The 16,982-nt window shown below is 73.2% G+C and carries 11 protein-coding genes and 1 tRNA gene; 6 read left to right on the top strand and 6 right to left on the bottom strand.

What is annotated here, in order from left to right; genetic code table 11:
• Positions 1–11 precede the first annotated feature (11 nt).
• Positions 12–170, top strand: a complete 159-nt coding sequence (locus AB0J72_RS12190) for a hypothetical protein (RefSeq protein ID WP_363397864.1) — start codon at positions 12–14, stop codon at positions 168–170.
• A 72-nt stretch (positions 171–242) separates the two neighbouring features.
• Here the strand turns inward: AB0J72_RS12190 and AB0J72_RS12185 are convergent, their stop codons facing one another.
• From AB0J72_RS12185 to AB0J72_RS12175, 3 genes are all read right to left on the bottom strand, one after another.
• Complete coding sequence (locus AB0J72_RS12185; protein WP_363397862.1) at positions 243–3,947, bottom strand: RICIN domain-containing protein; 3,705 nt, start codon at positions 3,945–3,947, stop codon at positions 243–245.
• 270 nt (positions 3,948–4,217) lie between these two features.
• A complete protein-coding gene (locus tag AB0J72_RS12180) occupies positions 4,218–5,369 on the bottom strand; it encodes an endonuclease (RefSeq protein ID WP_363397860.1) in 1,152 nt (383 codons plus the stop codon).
• A 104-nt stretch (positions 5,370–5,473) separates the two neighbouring features.
• Positions 5,474–6,430, bottom strand: a complete 957-nt coding sequence (locus AB0J72_RS12175) for an Lrp/AsnC family transcriptional regulator (protein WP_363397858.1) — start codon at positions 6,428–6,430, stop codon at positions 5,474–5,476.
• Positions 6,431–6,515: 85 nt separating this feature from the next.
• Here AB0J72_RS12175 and AB0J72_RS12170 point away from each other — a divergent pair, with 85 nt between their 5' ends.
• Positions 6,516–8,000, top strand: a complete 1,485-nt coding sequence (locus tag AB0J72_RS12170; protein WP_363397856.1) for an MFS transporter — start codon at positions 6,516–6,518, stop codon at positions 7,998–8,000.
• A gap of 19 nt (positions 8,001–8,019) precedes the next feature.
• Here the strand turns inward: AB0J72_RS12170 and AB0J72_RS12165 are convergent, their stop codons facing one another.
• Complete coding sequence (locus tag AB0J72_RS12165; protein ID WP_363398076.1) at positions 8,020–8,988, bottom strand: aldo/keto reductase; 969 nt, start codon at positions 8,986–8,988, stop codon at positions 8,020–8,022.
• 91 nt (positions 8,989–9,079) lie between these two features.
• On the opposite strand from AB0J72_RS12165, the gene AB0J72_RS12160 reads away from it, so the two are divergent.
• Positions 9,080–10,198, top strand: a complete 1,119-nt coding sequence (locus AB0J72_RS12160) for a pyridoxal-phosphate dependent enzyme (protein WP_363398074.1) — start codon at positions 9,080–9,082, stop codon at positions 10,196–10,198.
• Here the strand turns inward: AB0J72_RS12160 and AB0J72_RS12155 are convergent.
• Both AB0J72_RS12155 and AB0J72_RS12150 read right to left on the bottom strand, forming a co-directional pair.
• The gene (locus AB0J72_RS12155; protein WP_363397854.1) at positions 10,191–11,723 is read right to left on the bottom strand and encodes an ankyrin repeat domain-containing protein; all 1,533 of its coding nucleotides are present in this window, start codon (positions 11,721–11,723) and stop codon (positions 10,191–10,193) included. The genes AB0J72_RS12160 and AB0J72_RS12155 overlap by 8 nt on opposite strands.
• A 33-nt stretch (positions 11,724–11,756) precedes the next feature.
• Positions 11,757–11,829 (bottom strand) — tRNA-Arg (locus AB0J72_RS12150).
• Between the two features lie 68 nt (positions 11,830–11,897).
• Between AB0J72_RS12150 and AB0J72_RS12145 the strand changes: the two genes are divergently transcribed.
• The 3 genes from AB0J72_RS12145 to AB0J72_RS12135 all read left to right on the top strand — a co-directional run bounded on the left by AB0J72_RS12145 (position 11,898) and on the right by AB0J72_RS12135 (position 16,934).
• The gene (locus AB0J72_RS12145; RefSeq protein WP_363397852.1) at positions 11,898–13,250 is read left to right on the top strand and encodes an SWIM zinc finger family protein; all 1,353 of its coding nucleotides are present in this window, start codon (positions 11,898–11,900) and stop codon (positions 13,248–13,250) included.
• Positions 13,247–16,033, top strand: a complete 2,787-nt coding sequence (locus AB0J72_RS12140; protein ID WP_363397850.1) for a DUF6493 family protein — start codon at positions 13,247–13,249, stop codon at positions 16,031–16,033. Before AB0J72_RS12145 ends, AB0J72_RS12140 begins: the two co-directional genes overlap by 4 nt.
• A gap of 214 nt (positions 16,034–16,247) precedes the next feature.
• The gene (locus AB0J72_RS12135; RefSeq protein WP_363397848.1) at positions 16,248–16,934 is read left to right on the top strand and encodes an MOSC domain-containing protein; all 687 of its coding nucleotides are present in this window, start codon (positions 16,248–16,250) and stop codon (positions 16,932–16,934) included.
• Positions 16,935–16,982 lie beyond the last annotated feature (48 nt).

Here is a 16,982-nt window from a genome sequence, read left to right as displayed (position 1 = left end):
GAGCGTCGACCGTGCCGCCGAGCAGGCCATTCACCGACGATGAGTGGGTCGTCGTCAAGGAGCGGCACCTGGTGGGTGCCTCCTTCGCGGACCGCGACCTGGTCAAGTTCGCCGCCGTCGGCAACCAGGCCCCGGGTGACCAGTGGGGCCCCTGGAAGCTCCTGCCGTAAGTTGCCTCAGTACGCGACGCGGGGCCGCCCTTTCCAGGACGGCCCCGCTTCGTTTTGTGCCGTGTTACCAGGTCAGACCTGGCGGAGGAACCACTGCTGCGGCGCTGTGCCGACGCAGCTGTACTGCCACACCGTGGTGTTCGGGTTCGGCGACGCCGCGTTCAGGTCCAGGCACTTGCCGGAGATCGGCGTGCTGATCTTCGACACGGGTGCCGAGGGCGGGCCGGCCTGGTAGTCGAGCGTCCAGAGGTTTGCGAAGAAGTACTGCTGCCAGGGCTGGCTGAGGTCGTGGCAGCCGTTCTTCTGGATCAGGACGTAGTCGCCGGTGCCCGCGTTCGCGACGTCGATGCACTTGGTGGCGTCGCCGTTCGGGTGGAACCTGAGGTACTGGCCGCCACGCCGGTCGACGGTGAAGTACTGCAGCGTGTCCGCGGCGCAGGGCTGGCCGAGCAGCGGGCCCGAGGCGCCCGACGGCGCCGACAGGCACGTCTGCGAGACGGCGTTGACGATCTGGTACCGCTTCTGGCCCGCCGCCACCTTGGTGTCGAGCATGATCGAGGCGGTGCCGGCGGGACCCACGCCGCCGTTGGCCCACTCGACCGGTGCGCTGAACCCGGTGCCCGTCGACGCCGCGACCCAGGCCTGCGCCTGGTACCCGATGCGATAGGCGAAACCGAGGTCGCTCTTGCCGTCGCCGGTGTAGTCACCGACCACGACCGAGTAGTTGGGACGGCACCAGCCACCGTTGGTGCCCGAGACCCAGCTGGTCGTCGGCGCGGCGAGGGCCGTGGCGCTGGTGGTCAGCAAGGTGCGGAAGTCGGCCCAGCAGTTGCCGGCGTCGTACACCACGACGATGTCGGCGTAGCTGTCGCCGTTGACGTTGGCGGCGACCCACGTGGCGTCGCCCATGCACAGCCCGCCGGCGCCGGAGTCCCAGCGCACGACGCCGCCGTCCATCCCGCCGGACGCGTTGGTCTTGTGGAAGCGCAGCTCGGTGCGGCAGCCGCCGAGGTCGGCGATCTCGTAGGTGTCGGCCCGGCCGTCACCGTCGAAGTCACCCGCCAGCATCCGCGTGGTCGACCAGGCGTACAGGCCGCCGCCGAACCCGATAGGCGCGGCGAACGACGGCGCGCCGACCGTGCCGTTCGCGACGAACAGGTTGCCGTCCCAGCCGTAGGACTGCTTGCGCTGGACGAGCACGTCGTCCTTGCCGTCGAGGGTGAAGTCGCCGGCGACGACCCGGATCTCGGCGATGTTCCACCCGGACAGGGTCTGCGCGCTGGTGTCGATGCTCAGCAGCTGGTTGCGGTCGGAGCGCTGCACGCCGAGCTGCACGGAGCCGACGGCCTCCTGGGAGAAGGTCACGACGTCCGTCAGGCCGTCGCCGTCGAAGTCGCCCTGGGCGGTCTGCAGCCCGTTGGACACGACGATGCCGGCGGTGCCCTGCGGCGCGACGGCCTGCGGGTGGAAGCCGCCGGCGGCGGAGTTGGTCCACCGCCACGGCACGCTCTTACCGGCGCCCACGTCGCCGAAGAAGGTGAGATCGGCCCGGCGGTCGCCGGTCGCGTCGCCGGGCACCGACGGAGGCGGCGGAGTGACGACGGGGGCGGCGTTCGCGTTGTACCGCGCGAGGACCGGCGTCCCCTGCGTCCCGTCCGCCTTGACCGCGACGAAGACCAGCGAGTTGATGGAGGTCGACGACATCGGCACGACGGTCACCACCGCGGTGCCGTCCGCCGCGGCCGGGACCGACATGACGGGGGTCGGCTGGCCGGTCGCCGTCGCGCCGAACCGGTAGCCCACGACCTTGGTCGCGTCGCCGGTGGCCGGGGTGAGGACGACCCGCGCCGACTGCCCGACGACCGCGGTCGACTTGGCCGCCGGCGGGATGCCGAGCCCGCCCATGCGGAGCGTGAAGTCGTCGATGACGACGCCCGGTGCGCCGAGCGTGGTGCGGTCGACGATGAAGTAGCAGAGCGGGCTGTAGTCGCCGGCCCGTGCCGGGTTGTCGGTGTCGATGCCCCTGGCCTTCCAGGACATGACGGTGTTGTCGGCGATCCCCGCGAAGGCCGTCTTCGCGACGGTGGCGGTGTGGTTGGTCCCCGACGTCAGCGCGGCGGTCTCGTCCGCCGGGATGTCCTGCGCGGCGATGTCGGAGACCCACCAGCTCGCCTTGACCTTGTCGCCCTGGATGGCGTCGGGGTCGTAGAGCACCGCGTTGAGCGTGACCCCCTCGTCGGGGATGCCGATCCGGGGCGCGGTCTGCGGGGTGGTGCCGCAGGAGATGGTGCCCTGCGGGCCCATCTTCAGGTCACTGAGGGCGGGCGTGTTGGGCGCGTGGTCGTAGTCGATGTGCAGCACCGCGGTGCCGGAGTCGAACCGCTTCCACTGCAGGTTGCTGCCCTCGCTGACGGCCTGCAGACCGACGGTCATGTCGGGCCAGCCGCTCGCGAGCGCGTACTGCACCATGCCGGTGGTGTCGAAGCTGACTGTGCCCGGTGCTGTGCAGCCGGCGACGGAGCCGACGGCGTGGTTTGCCGCCGCCGTCGCGGTGTGGTTGGCGTCCCAGCTCGGCTGGTTGTTCCAGTTGGTCGACGAGTTGATCCCGCCGGTGATCCACAGCTTGGCGTCGGAGGCCGTGTTGCAGGTCCAGGACCACTTCTGCGTGATCTCGAAGTTGGCGCTCTTCACGACCGCGCCCTGCGCGCCGGAGGTGTCCATGCGGAAGAACGACCGGACCTTGTACGTGGTGCTGGTGCACTGGTTGCCGCTGTAGGAGTCACAGGTGAGGCCGGAGCCGGCGTCGCCGTAGGTGGCGCCGTTGTTCATGAACGACGTCTGCCAGAACGAGGAGCCGGCCAGGTCGGAGCGGCTCGCCACGACGGCCCAGGCGTTGGCCTGCTTGCCACCGGTGAAGATCGGGTCGATCGAGACCGGGTACTGCGTCGCCGGGTCCGCCAGGAATGCCTGGTCCGGGACGATCGTCAGGCCGTTGCCGGCGAGCCGCTGGCCCATCTGCCTGACCCGGGGCATCGCCCGGCCGGCCGAGGCCGCCGGCGCCGCTGAGCGGGCCGAGGCCGTCGCCTCCGCGGGGGCGCCGGCGGCGTCCCACATCAGGGCGCGGGGCGAGGAGAACACCGTGGCGCCCTTGGCGTCGGTGGCGGTGACGCCGCCGTCCGCGGCGGTCTTGAGGCTGACGCCGGTCGCGGCGAGGCCGAACCGGATCTCGGCCAGCGCCGGGTTCTTGGCCGCCTGCGGCGTCTTGACGAGCAGCACCTCGGCGAAGCCGTACGGCTGCGCGGTCAACTGCAGGTCGACGCCCGGCAGCACCTCCGGGTAGGTGGCCGTCGACCCCGACAGCACGGGCTTCGGCAGCGCCGTCGGCCACGTCAGGCCGACCTGCCGGCCCTTGTCGGCGATCGTCGCGATCGGGCCGGTGCCGCCGCCGGAGAACGTGACGGCCTGCAGCGTCGCGCCCGGGACGACGGCGCCGCCCTGCCAGCGCAGCGTGGTGTCCAGGTCGGTCCAGGTGCCGTCGGTGCGCTTCACCCAGCGCGGCGTGAAGTAGTTGTCGACCTTCGCGCTGCCGTCGCCGGAGACCACGGTGCGTGAGGAGTCGGTGCGCCGGTCGAGCGCCTCCACCTGGCCGCCGCATGCCTGCGCAGCGGCGATGGCCGATGCCAGATCGGCCTTGGAAACCGGACATTCGGTCTGCGCGAATGCCGGCTGGACGTTACCGAGCGTCAATGCGGAGGCGACCAGCAATCCGCTGGCCACCCCCGCGACGATCGATCTGTACGTACGTCTTCTTTTGTGCACGGTGATACACACCCCCGTGATAGCCCGAACGAAACGCGACGAACATACGCCAGCGCCAGCGCCGGAGCAATGAGGCGTTTCGCACGGTGCAGCGCGCCCGAATTCCATTGATTAAGTGCTGTTTCGGGCCCGCTGCACGTGTTCGGGTGGCCCCGCCGGGGCCTGTTCGGGGTCGAAGGATGTCATTCCCGGAATGCGACGTGCCGTGCAGTTCGTCGCGCGTTCACGTCAGGAACCCCAAATCGCGGCGGCCCACTCCGGGTGGTCGATGAAGGGGTTGCGGTTGTGCTGCCAGGTGGCGTAGATACGGTCGTTTCGGCGGCGCTCGAAAGCGTCCGGCGGGTCCTGCTGGTTCCACTGGAGCAGCACCGACAGCTTGCCGATGTAGGGGGCGGAGCCGTTGGCGGTCGAGTTGTTGATCTCCAAGTTGGGCCAGCCGTCGTCGCCCTCGTAGCGGATGGCCATGTACATGATCATGCGGGCGACGTCGCCCTTGACGGCGGCGCGGGGTTCGAAGGAGTCGCTGTCGGTGAGGCAGCCGGGGGCCTCGCTGACCGCCGAGCCGCCGAGGTCGAAGTCCTTGTTGCCGCGGGCGGAGTTGACCGACACGTCCTCGGGGCGCAGGTGGTGGACGTCAGTGCCGGGGCCGGTGGCGGTACCGAAGTCGCCGTGGGACTTGGCCCAGACGTGCTCGCGGTTCCAGTCGTTGGCGCCGCCGCCGTTCGTCGACTTGCTCTGCGACCGGCCCGAGTAGATCAGGATGACGTTGGCGCTGTTGTTCGGGTCCTGATCGGTGTCCTTCAGGGCGTCCCACACCTGGTCGTACGTGAGCTTCGTCTGCGTCTTGATGATGCCGTGCAGCGCGTTGCGCAGCGCGGTGCCGGTCTTGCCCGCGGCAGCGGCGTAGTAGGTCTCGACCGGGCCGGTCGGGCCGGTGGTCGGGCTGCTCGTGGGGGTGGTGCCGGCGAAGGCCATCGAGGTCGGGGACTTCAGGCCGCCGTGGGAGAAGTACGCGGTCAGCTGCCCGGCGACGACGAGCCGGCGGCCCATCACCGACGGGTTCGTCTGCAGCCCGAACTGCGCCCGGTAGGCGGCGGTGATCTGCACGTACAGCATCCGCGAGGTGCCGGTCTCGCTCGCGGAGTCGGCGAGGGCGAGGGCCGTGTCGCCGGTGAACCCGGACCGCAGCACCGTGTTGGTCGCGGTCGGCTGCCCGACCACGTACCCGACGACGGAGGCCGACCGGCCGTCCTGCGCCGCGAGCGCCTGGCTCACCGACAGGTCCGCGGCCACCGCCGCGGTCGAGGTCATGACCACGGCGGCACCCGCCGCGGTCAGGGTAAGGGCAATTGCCGTCGCGATCCGCCGCGATCTCCACATGGCCAGAACCTCATCTCGCAGCCGTGTGGAGACATCGTAGAGTGCCGATGTGTCGGGCGGCGTGGACCGCAGTGGGCGGGCGGGTTACATGTAGGGTGCGGGCGTCAGGTCACCAGCAGGGTGCCGCCGGCCTTGACGCGGCGCACGACCGGGGCGGTCTCCACCGAGGCCACGCCGTCGAGAGAGCCGATGTCCCCGGCGATGTACTCGTACAGCTCGTTCAGGTCGCGGCAGATCACCGACGCCGCGATGTTGGCCGGGCCCGTCGTCGCGGCGGCGTACGCGATCTGCGGATGCGTGGCCAGGGCCAGGGTCGTGGCCGAGAGGGCGGACGGCGCGACGGTCAGCCACATCATGGCCTCCGCGTGGTAGCCGAGCAGCGCCGGCTCGATCTCCACGTCGAAGTACAGGACGTTGCCGCGGCACAGTTCGTCCAGCCGCCGCCGGACGGTGGTCTCGGACCACCCGGTGGCGGCCGCGAGGGCGGGCAGCGGCGCCCGGCCGTCCCTGGCGAGCGCGGCGAGCAGCGCGTTGTCCGCTCTGGTCGGCGGTGTCTGCAGCGGTACGGGCGGCGCCAGGCGCAGCGCCGTGACCTGGTCGGCGTCCAGTGCGTCGGTGCGGCCGGGCCAGCCGTGCAGGCCGGCGACGCCGCGCAGCATGCAGTGCGCGCTGAGGACCGTGATCCGTGGCGTGCGGGGCAGCTTCTGCAGCAGGAGGTCGCCGTCCGCGGACTGCGACCGGGTCCGGGTGATGCACGTGATCTCGGTGCCGCCGGACACCAGCGTCACCCACGACGTGTCCTCGCGCCGGGCGAGGGCCGCGGCCACCGGCACGGCGGTGTCGGGCGAGCAGCGCATCCGCACCAGCCAGTCGACGTGGCCGAGGGCCGCGGCGTCCGGCAGCCCCACGACCCGCAGCGCGCCGGCCTCGCGCAGCCGCCCGTACCGCCGGGCGACCGTGCGGTCCGAGGCGCCGAGCACGGCCGCGATCCGGCTGAACGGCGCCCGCCCGTCGACCTGCAGCGCGTGCACGACCTGCCGGTCGAGCGTGTCCAGATCCACCGTCAGACGGTACCAACGTGTCAGAATCCGCCAGAAGTCCGGACCTCGGCGCCGGTTGGGTCGATGCCGGCGCAAGGTCCTGGTCATGCGCAAATGGTTGCCCCTGCTCGCGGTCTCGCTGAGCACCTTCATGCGGCTGGTCGACCTGACCATCGTCAGCATCGCCGCGCCGGACCTGGCGCGGGAGCTGCACTCGTCGTTCGCCGCCCTGCAATGGACCGTCGACCTGTACGTGCTGGTCCTCGCGGCCCTGCTGATGGCGGCCGGCTCGTTGTCGGACCGGCTCGGCCACCGGCGGGTCTTCGTCGCCGGTCTCGTCGTCTTCGCCGCCGCGTCCCTCGCGTGCGGTCTCGCCACCGGCACCGGGACGCTGATCGCCGCCCGCGGCGTGCAGGGCGCCGGCGCCGCGGCCATGTACGCCACCAACGCGGCGCTGCTCGGCGTCGTCTACGCGGGCCGGGACCGGTCGGTCGCGTTCGGCGTGTGGGGCGCGGCGAACGGCGCCGCCGCCGCGGCCGGGCCGATCCTCGGCGGGTTCCTCACCGAGCACGTCGGCTGGCGGTCGATCTTCCTGGTCAACCTGCCGGTGGCGGTGGTCGCCGTGGTGCTCGCCCGGGTCGCGATGCCCGGCGGGCGCGGCTCGGCGGCGGGGCGGGTCGACGTGCCCGGCGTGGCGACGTTCACCGCCGCCGCCACGCTCGTCGTGTACGGGTTGATCCGCGCCGGCGACACCGGCTGGACCGACCCGCTGACCGTGGGCGTGCTCGCCGCCGGCGCGGTGACGGCCGCCGGCTTCCTGCTGGTTGAGCGCCGCCGGACCGACCCGATGCTGGACCTCACGCTGTTCCGCCGCCCGTCCTTCGCGGTGCTGATGTTCGGCGCGGCGGCGGTGACCGCGGCGGCGTTCGCCAACCTGGTGTTCGTGTCGCTGTGGGCGCAGTCGGTGCTCGGGCTCGGCGCGATGGCGGCGGGGCTGATCCTGGCGCCGATGGCGGTCGTCGCGTTCGTGGTCGCGGGGCTGGGCGGTCGGCTGCTGCACACGGTCCCGCCGCGGCACAGCATCGGGTGGGGCCTGCTGCTCGTCGCCGCCGGCACCGCGCTGTGCATGCTGGCCGGACCCGGGTCGGGCTGGGCGGCGCTCATGCCGGGGCTGTGCGTGTCCGGCCTCGGCGTCGGCCTGTGCACGCCGGTCCTGGCGTCGGCGGCCCTCGCCGTCGCGCCACCCGACCGGGCGGGCATGGCCAACGGCGCGTCGAACACGTTCCGCCAGCTCGGCTACGCCCTGGCGCTGCCGGTCTTCGCCACCGTCGTCACCGCCCGGGCAGGCGAGGTCCTCGGCGACGCCGGCACCGCCCGGCGCCTCACCGGCGGCGGCTACCAGGACCTGGTCCGGCAGGTGCCGGCCGGCGTGTTGCGGGCGGCGTACGTCGCCGGCCTCGACCGGATCTTCCTCATCAGCGCCGTCATCGCCGGCGTCGCGGGGGTGGCGGTCCTGGCCCTGCTCCGTCCGCCCGCCGCCTTCGCTGCTGAGCCGGACCGGGCCGAGGCACCGTCGGGCGTCGCGGCCTGACCCCCGTCCGCCGGCGCGCTCACCACCAGAAGTTGTCCTGCGGTGTGTAGGCGGCCTCGAGATCGGTGAGCTCGCCGGCGGTGAGCTCGAGGGCGAGGGCGGCCACGGCGTCGCGCAGGTGGTGCGGCTTCGTCGCACCCACGATCGGACAGGACACGACCGGCCTGGTCAGCAGCCAGGCGAGGGCGACCTGCGCCATCGGCACCTCGCGGGCCTCGGCGACCCGCTGGATCGCGTCGACGACCGGCCGGTCGACGTCGCGGTCGAACGCCCGGGCGACAGCGTCGGACGAGGACCGCGCCGTCCGCTCGCCCCAGGGCCGCGCCGCCCTGCCCTTCGCGAGCGGCGAATACGGCGTGAGACCGACGCCCTGGTCGAGGCACATCGGGATCATGTCCCGCTCTTCTTCACGTTTGAGGATGTTGTACTGGTCCTGCATCGCCGCGAACGGTGTCCATCCGCCGAGCACCGCGACGTGCTGCAGCTTGGCGAACTGCCAGGCCCACATGGACGAGGCGCCGAGGTAGCGGACCTTGCCCGCCTGCACCAGCGTGTGCAGCGTGGCCATGGTCTCCTCGGCCGGCGTCTCGGGGTCGAAGCGGTGGATGTAGTACACGTCGATGTAGTCGGTGCCCAGTCGCCGTAGCGACGCGTCGACCTGCTCCAGGACGGCCTTGCGGGACAGGCCGCTGCCGCCGGGCCCGTCGTGCATCTTCCCGCTGACCTTGGTGGCGAGCACGATGTCCTCGCGCCGCGCGAACCGGCGGATCGCGCGGCCGACGAACTCCTCCGACGTGCCGCCCTGATAGACGTTGGCGGTGTCCCAGAACGTGACGCCGAGCTCGACGGCCTGGCGGAAGAACGGGGCCGCGGCGTCCTCGTCCAGCGTCCACTGGTGCATGCCCGCGGCGGCGACGCCGTAGCTCATGCAGCCCAGCCCGATCCGGCTCACCCGCAGCCCGGTCCGGCCCAGCCGTGCGTACTCCAATGCGCTGCCCTCCTGATCCACCACAGCCTCGCACACCACACCTCGCTTGGACTGTTCGTCCAGAGCCTGGACGTTTATTATCGAGCGCGTGATGCTGGAATCCCTGTCGCTGCGCTGCGGCGCGTGCGGCCACACCGAACCGCTGGACAGCCTGGCCTGGCGGTGCGCGAAGTGCCACGGCGTGCTCGACCTCGACGGGTTCGCCGCGGCCCCGCCGTCCCTGGCCGGCCTCGCCGGGCGGGGCACCAGCCTGTGGCGGTACCGGGAAGCCCTGCCGATCGCCGAGCCGGCCGACATCACCATGGGGGAGGGGATGACGCCGCTGGTCGGGGCGCCCGGGCGGCCCGGGGTCACGCTCAAGGTCGACCACCTCATGCCGACCGGGTCGTTCAAGGACCGGGGCGCGGTCATGCTCGTGGCGCTCGCCGCCCGGCTCGGCGTCGCGCGGCTCATGGCCGACAGCAGCGGCAACGCGGGGACCGCCGTCGCCGCGTACGCCGCCCGCGCCGGGATCGCCTGCGACGTCTACGTGCCCGCCGACACCTCCGCCGGGAAGGTCGGGCAGCTACGGGCCTACGGCGCGACCGTGCACCAGATCCCCGGCAGCCGCGAGGACACCGCCCGGGCCGCGGCGCTCGCCGCCGGCGAGCCGGGCGTGTTCTACGCCAGCCACGTGTACCACCCGTTCTTCGTGCACGGCACCAAGACCTACGTCTACGAGGTGTGGGAGCAGCTCGGCGGCCGCCTGCCCGACACGCTGGTGCTGCCGGTCGGCAACGGCACCCTCGTCCTCGGCGCCCACCTCGCCTGCGCGGAGCTGCTCGAGGCGGGGTACATCGAACGGTTCCCGCGCATCGTCGCGGTCCAGGCCGCCGGATGCGCGCCGCTGGCCGCCGCGTTCGCCGGCGGGTCGCCGGTACCGGCGAACATCGCCACGCAGGGGACCGTGGCCGAGGGGATCGCCATCGCCCGGCCCGCCCGCGGCGCGCAGATCCTCGCCGCCGTCCGTGCGACCGGCGGTGCCGTCGTCACCGTGACCGACGAGCAGGTGCGGGCCGCGCACGCCGCCCTGGCCCGCTCCGGCCTCTACGTCGAGCCGACGTCGGCCGTCTGCTGGGCGGCCATCGAGGCCGGCGAGGTCGAGCCGCAGGGGACCGTCGTGGCGCCGCTGTGCGGCAGCGGGCTGAAGTCCAAGCCGCCCGTCATGTGACCGGCTCGAACAGGAACGACAGGTCCTGCCAGTACTGGCGCGACCGGGCGACGGACGCCGGCCAGGAGCCGTGGACCGTCTCGGCGCGCGGGTCGGCGCCCTCGGCGAGCAGGCGGCGCATCAGCTCCGGCGGGCCGCCGTTCATCACCGCGAGGTAGAGCGGCGTCCGGCCGACGCGGTCCCGGGCGTCGACGGGGACGCCCTCGGCGAGCAGGAGCGGCAGCACCCGCTCCCAGTCGACCCACATCACCAGGTGCAGCAGCGACCAGCCGTTGGCGTCGCGCATCTGCGGGTCGATCACGCCGCGGCCGAGGCCGTCGAGCAGCCAGTCGGTGTCGCCGTGCTGCATGCGGTGCTTCACCTGCCGGCGCTGCGCGGCGAGCCCGTGCGGCAGCCGGCCGGCACCGGTCGTCCAGGTCTGCTGTACGGCGTAACAACCGGTGCTGGTGCCGCCGAGGGACCGCAGCATCCGCTCGCGCAGCTGCTCCTCCTCGTCGTGGTCGGGCAGGCGCAGCGCACCGCCGTCGACGCCGACCCGGTGCCATTCGCCCTGGCAGCGCACTCGCGCCGTGGTCTGGACCGCGTCGGGTCTCGGCACACCGTGGGCCGCCACCGACTCCGGGAACAGCGCCTCGCGGACGAGCGGGTGCAGGTCGGCAGGGCGTTGCAGGCCGGCCGCGATGAGCGCCAGGTCCGGCGGCACGGACCCGGTCAGGATCCGGGTCGGCACCTCCAGGTATTCGCTGACGTCGAGAGCCTCGGCGGTCATCCCGTCGACGGTGAGCGTCAGCGAGGCGCCGTACAGGGTGGCGACCTGCTGCACACCGAACGCGGCCGCGGCGGCCCTGGCCTCGTCCGCGACCCCGACCGGCAGCGTCGGCGGCGCCGAGGGCCGTTGCAGGGCGTCGGGGTCGACCCCGCGCACGTCGATGCCGCACTCGCGCCACGCCCCTTCGAGGTCGCCCGCGACGATCCGCTGATGGATGCGCTCGGTGGTGGCGGCTTCGTCGGTACCGGCGGCGATCACCTCCCTCGGCAGCGCTCTCCCCTCCGGGGTGAGGAACGGCATCCTGGTCGCGGACCCGCCCCACGCCTTGCGCACGGCGGCGGCCTCGCGCACGTCCCAGGTGTAGCGGGGCGCGACATACCAGCGCTCGTGCTCCAGCTCCGCCAGGGTCGTCACGGTCAGCAGCAGCCGCTGGGGCCCGGTCGGCGATTTCGGCAGCCGTACCTTCAGCAGCGGCGCACTGTCAGCGCCCGTCCGCGGCGGCAGGACCGCGCTCACCATCGGTTGCAGCGTGCTCATCCCGCCGCGGTGCCTCGGCAGGTGCCACCACAGCAGGTCGAGGCTCAGGTGCCGCAGGTCGTCGCTCTCGTACTCCGGGGCGATGTCGACGTCACAGCGGGCGAGCTCGGCGGCGCGCCGCCAGTCCCCGGCCTCCCGGGCCCTGGCCGCCGCGTGCACGACGTCGTGCGGCAGCGACTCGGCCCTGATCCGGCGCCACTGCGGCAGGTCGTTGCGCACTGCGGTGCATACCTCCACGCGGGGTCCGAGGCGGCAGGCCGACCGGATTCGAACCGGCGTCTTCCAACTTCGCAAGGTGGTGTGACGACCTCTGCACTACGGCCTGCCGCCCGCGAGCCTAGGCCACGACCAGCCCTCAGAAAAATGTCGTACCCGGGAGCTAGGTTGTCGGGCATGAGCAACGCCGTGCAGTCGCTGAGCTATCTGGCCCCGTCGGCACTCCACGACGGAGGGCTGCAGCTGCAGACCGCCGGTGGTGTGGCGCAGCGTGCCGTCACCGCCAACCCGCGGTTCTTCACCGGGTTCCTGACCACGCCCGCCGCGGCGGCGGCCGGGCTGCTCGCGGTCGCCGAGGTGGCCCGCACCCGCTACTTTCAGCCCCTGAGCCCGGCCAGCCTGGACCCGGTCGTCACCGGCAGCCGGGACCGGCTGCGGTTCGAGTCGTTCTCCGGCTGCTGCGGCGTCTATGCCCGCCTCGACGTGCTGCCCACCGGCCTCGACGGTGAGATCGTCGACCACGGCACCACCAACGTCGACGTCAACACGCCACTGCGGCAGGCGCTGCAGCGGCTGACCGGCGTCGACCCGCTGCACGTCAGCGTCGGCCCCGACGACCTCACGGTGTCCACGATGGACGGTGCGGTGGTGGAGAAGAAGGTGCCGCTGCCGTCGCGCTGGCTGCGCGGGTTCGCCGAGGTGCAGGTCATCGCGTCCGACTTCGACCCGCGGGCCGAGCTGTCCGCGGCCGAGGCGACCGCGTTCCTGCGCCGGCTCCCGTCGGGCGGCGACCGCTCGGTGCTGTGGGCCGTCCCCGCCGGCCGCTCGCTGCGGCTCACGTCCCGCGCGGTGCCCGGCGCCGTCTGCCTGCCCGGGCCGGCCCGCCTCGCCGCGCTGAAGCCGGTCCTGCGCTTCGCCAAGCACCTGCGGGTCTATGGTCCGGCGGTCACCGCCGGCAGCGGGCCCGTGTCGAGCACGTGGGAGCTGGACACCGGCGAGCTGCGCCTGTCGCTCACGCTGTCGCCGCAGCCGAGCCGCGGCTTCTCCGGCGAGGGCGCGGTCCTCGCCGCGCTCGCCAGCGACGACGTCACCGACGACGCCGAGCTGATCGCGACGCTGCTCGCCTGGGACCCGACGGTCGACGTCGACGCGCTCGCCGAGCAGGCCGCGATGCCGGCCGCGCGGGTCAGGGCGGCGCTCACCCAGCTCGGCACCGCCGGCCAGGTCGGCTTCGACGTGTCGGAGGCCGCCTATTTCCACCGCGTGCTGCCCTATGACGCGCAGCGCGCCGAGCGGCACAACCCGCGGCTGGCCGGCGCCCGGGCGCTCGTCGAGACCGGCGCGGTGACGCTGGACGGGTCCGGGGCGAGCGTGCGCAGCGGCGAGGAGACCTACCGGGTCCGCGCGGCCGGCGACGCGCTGCACTGCACCTGCCCGTGGTGGGCGAAGTACCGCGGCGGACGCGGCCCCTGCAAGCACGCCCTGGCCACCGAGCTGGCCCGCGCCGCCGCCCCGGCGGTGACCCGGTGAGTCTCTTCACCCGCCGCCGCTCCGGCCCGATCGCGTGGCCCGACCTGCTGACCATGCTGCAGAAGGGCAACTTCGCGGCCACCGTGGAGGCGCTGCGCGACCTCGACGAGTCCCAGCGCGCCGAGCTGGGCCACAAGCTCGTCGCGCTGCGCGGGGACGCCGGCACCTGGTTCAACGCGCAGCAGGCCACCGCCTATGCGGTCGCCGCCGTCGGATGCGTGTCGACGGCCGCGAAGGCCGTCACCGTGATCGCCCGGCGCGGCTGGCCCTGGTCGGCCATCCAGCCGCAGCCGGTGCTGCGCGCCGCCGCCGACCGCGGCGTGCCGTGGCTCGGTGAGCTCGCGACCAGGCTGGCCGGCAAGCTGCCGCGCGACGGTGGGTCGCTGCCCCCGTGGCGCCTCGTCGCGGACCTGGTGGTCGCCACCGGCGTGCCGGTCCCGACCGGCGAGCGGTTCGTCGACGGCTGGCTGCTGTCGCTGCAGCTGGCGGAGCGGGACAAGGTCGTGCTGGACAAGCTGCGGGGCAGCCCGTTCACCGACGTGCTGCTGCCGCACGCGTTCGAGCGCGACGGGATCGCCGCCACCATCGGCGGCCACGACCCGGACACCGGCAAGTGGATCACGTGGCCCGGCATCCTCTTCGCCGTCGCCGCCCTCGTCGAGGAGGGCCGGTTCCCGCGTGCCGACATCCTCGACCGCTGCCTGGACGCCCTGCTCGCCGGCCGCCCCAAGGCGGTGCTGCACGCGTTCGTCAGCTTCCACGACAAGCTCGCCCCGACGGAGGCCGAGGTCGCCGAGCGCACCACGATCTACCTGAAGCTGCTCTCCGACGCCATGGGCTCGGTGGCGACGATGGCGCAGAAGGCGCTGAAGAACGCTGAGGCGGCCGGCGGCCTGGAGCTGGAGTCGCTGCTCGACGCGTCCCGCACCGTCCTCACCCGCAGCGAGAAGGGCCTCGTCAAGGCGCAGCTGATCTGGCTGGAGAAGCTCGCGAAGCGGCACCCCGCCCGCGTCGCCGAGATCGCCGAGGTCGTGGCCGTTGCCGCCGACCATCCCGACGTCCAGGCCCGCGACCGCTCGGCGGCGTTCCTGGCGAAGCACGCGGTCCCCGGGGCCACCGACGTGCAGGTCGTCACGCCCGAGCCGGACCTGCTGACCGGGCCGGTCGGCGCCGCCGACATGCCCGAGCCGATCGCCACCCCCGACGAGCTGGCGGAGGAGATCGCCGCGCTCGACCAGACCGACTGGCAGACGGTGCCGTTCGAGCGGGTCCTCGCGGCGGTCGTCCGCATGCACGCCGCCGACCCCGTCGGGCTGCGCGCCGCGATCGCCCCGGTGCTGCAGCGGGCCCACAACCGGATCGGCGACGGCTGGTGGGGCTCCGAGGGCCACTGGCGCACGGTCGCGATGTTCACCGCGGTGCTCAACAAGGCCGCCGGGCTGCCGTTCGTCCTCGACGACGCGGCCCGCGCGCTGAAGGGCACCCCCGCCGACCTCCGCCTCGGCAACTCCTACGCAAAGCTGCAGGGCGTCCTGACGATCCGGCTGGCCGAGATCGTCATGCGGCTGTCCACCGACCCGGTCCCGTCCCTGGTCGCGACGCCCACCCTGGTCAACGGGCTGCTCGACCCCGCCGCGCTGGTCGAGCGGCTCGCCCGGGCCGAGCGGGAGGGCTGGCAGCCGTGGAAGCACGACCTGCGCCAGGCGCTGTACCGGCTGCCCGCCGACGCCGACCCCGACACGCTGCGGCAGGCCCGCACCCTGACCTCCGACGCCGGCCGGACCCTCGTCGAGTGGCTGGAGACCGGCGGCGCCGGCCGACCCGACGTCCGGGTGGTCCGCGTGCACCGCCAGCGCGCCGAGCGAGGCCGCTATCTCGAATGGCTGCCCGAGTCCCGCTTCTACGCCACCTCATCGCCGGACCGGTCCGGTCTGGACCCCTACTGGCTGACCGAGCTCGCGGCACCCCCGGTCGTCAACGGCGACAGCGACGGCCTCGGCCTGGCCGCACTGTGGCCGGCGGTGCTGCCGTCGCAGCGGGAGATCGTCGCCGCGTGCCTGCTGCCCCTCATCGCCGGCGCCGCCGACCTCGACTCCGGCCGTGGCAATGTCCAGCTGCTGCCGCTGCTCGCCGACCTTGCCGGCCCGGTCGGCCCCGCGACCCTCACCGCCGTCGCCTACGGCCTCGCCGCCACCCAGGCCGACGAGCGCATCGCCGCGCTCGACGCGCTCATGGCCCTCGGTGGCACCGACGAGTTCGACGGCGGCGAGCTCGGCGCCCAGCTGGCCCGCATGGCCGGCACCAAGCTGATCGTCCTGAGCCGCGTCGTCACCCAGCTGGAGGAGGCGGGCCGCATCGCCCCGGCGCTGACGTGGCGGATCGCGGCGGGCGCGCTCGGCGGCCTGCTGCCGGCGGAGACCAGCAGGCTCGCACCGGGCCCCGCCATCACCCCGCCGGCGTCCGCCGCACCCCTCACCAGAGCCGCCGTCAGGGCCGCCGCCAGGGACCTGGCCGCGGCCATCGGCTCGGCTGGGGCTTCCGGCTCGACTGGGGCGACTGCGGCGTCGGGGGCGGCTGTCCGGGGCGGCGGGGGAGGTGCGGACGGCAAGGCGCACGTCACGCCCCGCGGACTGCCGGACCTGCTGACGCTCGCCTCGACCACGGCGGCGGCGTCGGGCAGCAGGGGTGAGGTGCCGGGCCTCGCGGACCTGGCCGCACGCAAGGGCTCGACCCGCCTCGTCGTCGAAGCGAAACGCCTGCAGCGGACCCTGACCACGACCTGACCCCCGCCACCGCACCACGCCAACCACTGCGGTGCCGGCGCCCTATGGGCAGCCACTGCCGCCGGCACCGCTTGGTGGTTGCGGGTTGGTCAGCGCTTGCGGTGGCGGGAGGCCTCTTCGCGGCCCGTCACCTGGCGTCGAGCAGGTTCATGGCGATGGCGGCGGACGGAAAATTGGGCGGCGGGCATCGGCCGGGGTCGGTAGGTTGCTCCGCGTGAGCAGGATTCTCTCGGTCAACCTCGCGGTGCCGGAGCCGAACCCGGCCAAGGGTGGTCTCACAGGCATCAACAAGCAGCCGGTCGACCACCTGGTGACCGTGCGCGCGCCGGGACCGAAGACGACCGGCCTGCACACGGGCCTGGTCGGCGACCAGATCTACGACATCCAGAACCACGGCGGCGACGACCAGGCGGTGTACGCGTACGCCCGGGAAGACTACGACTGGTGGCAGGCCCGGCTGACCCGCCGGCTCGCCAACGGGCTCTTCGGCGAGAACCTGACCACGGAGGGCGTCGACGTCAACGGCGCCGTCATCGGCGAGCTGTGGCGGATCGGCCCGCGGCTGGTGCTGCAGCCGACGTTCGGCCGGATTCCCTGCTCCACGTTCCAGCACAAGATGGGCGAGCCGCGCTGGCTGAAGACGTTCACCCGGTCTGTCCGCCCGGGCGCGTACCTGCGCGTGGTGGAGCCGGGCGAGGTGTGGGCCGGCGACCCGGTGACCGTCCTGGACCGTCCGGCGCACGGGGTGACGATCGCGCAGGCGTTCCGCGCGTACATGACCGAGACGGAGCTGCTGCCCGGCCTGCTCGCGATCGACTGCCTGCCCGACGATCTCCGCGCGACGTTCGAGGAACGCCTCCCCAAGCGCCGGCCGGCACCTCCCACGACGTCCGCCCGCTGACCTCACCCGGGTCGGCTCGATCCCGGAGGGAACGTAGCGATCCGGTAC

Source organism: Dactylosporangium sp. NPDC049742, from assembly GCF_040674675.1.
Classification (GTDB): Bacteria; Actinomycetota; Actinomycetes; order Mycobacteriales; family Micromonosporaceae; genus Dactylosporangium; species Dactylosporangium maewongense.
The sequence above is the reverse complement of the archived record's forward strand: the minus strand, read 5'-3'. Positions and strand labels throughout refer to the sequence as shown.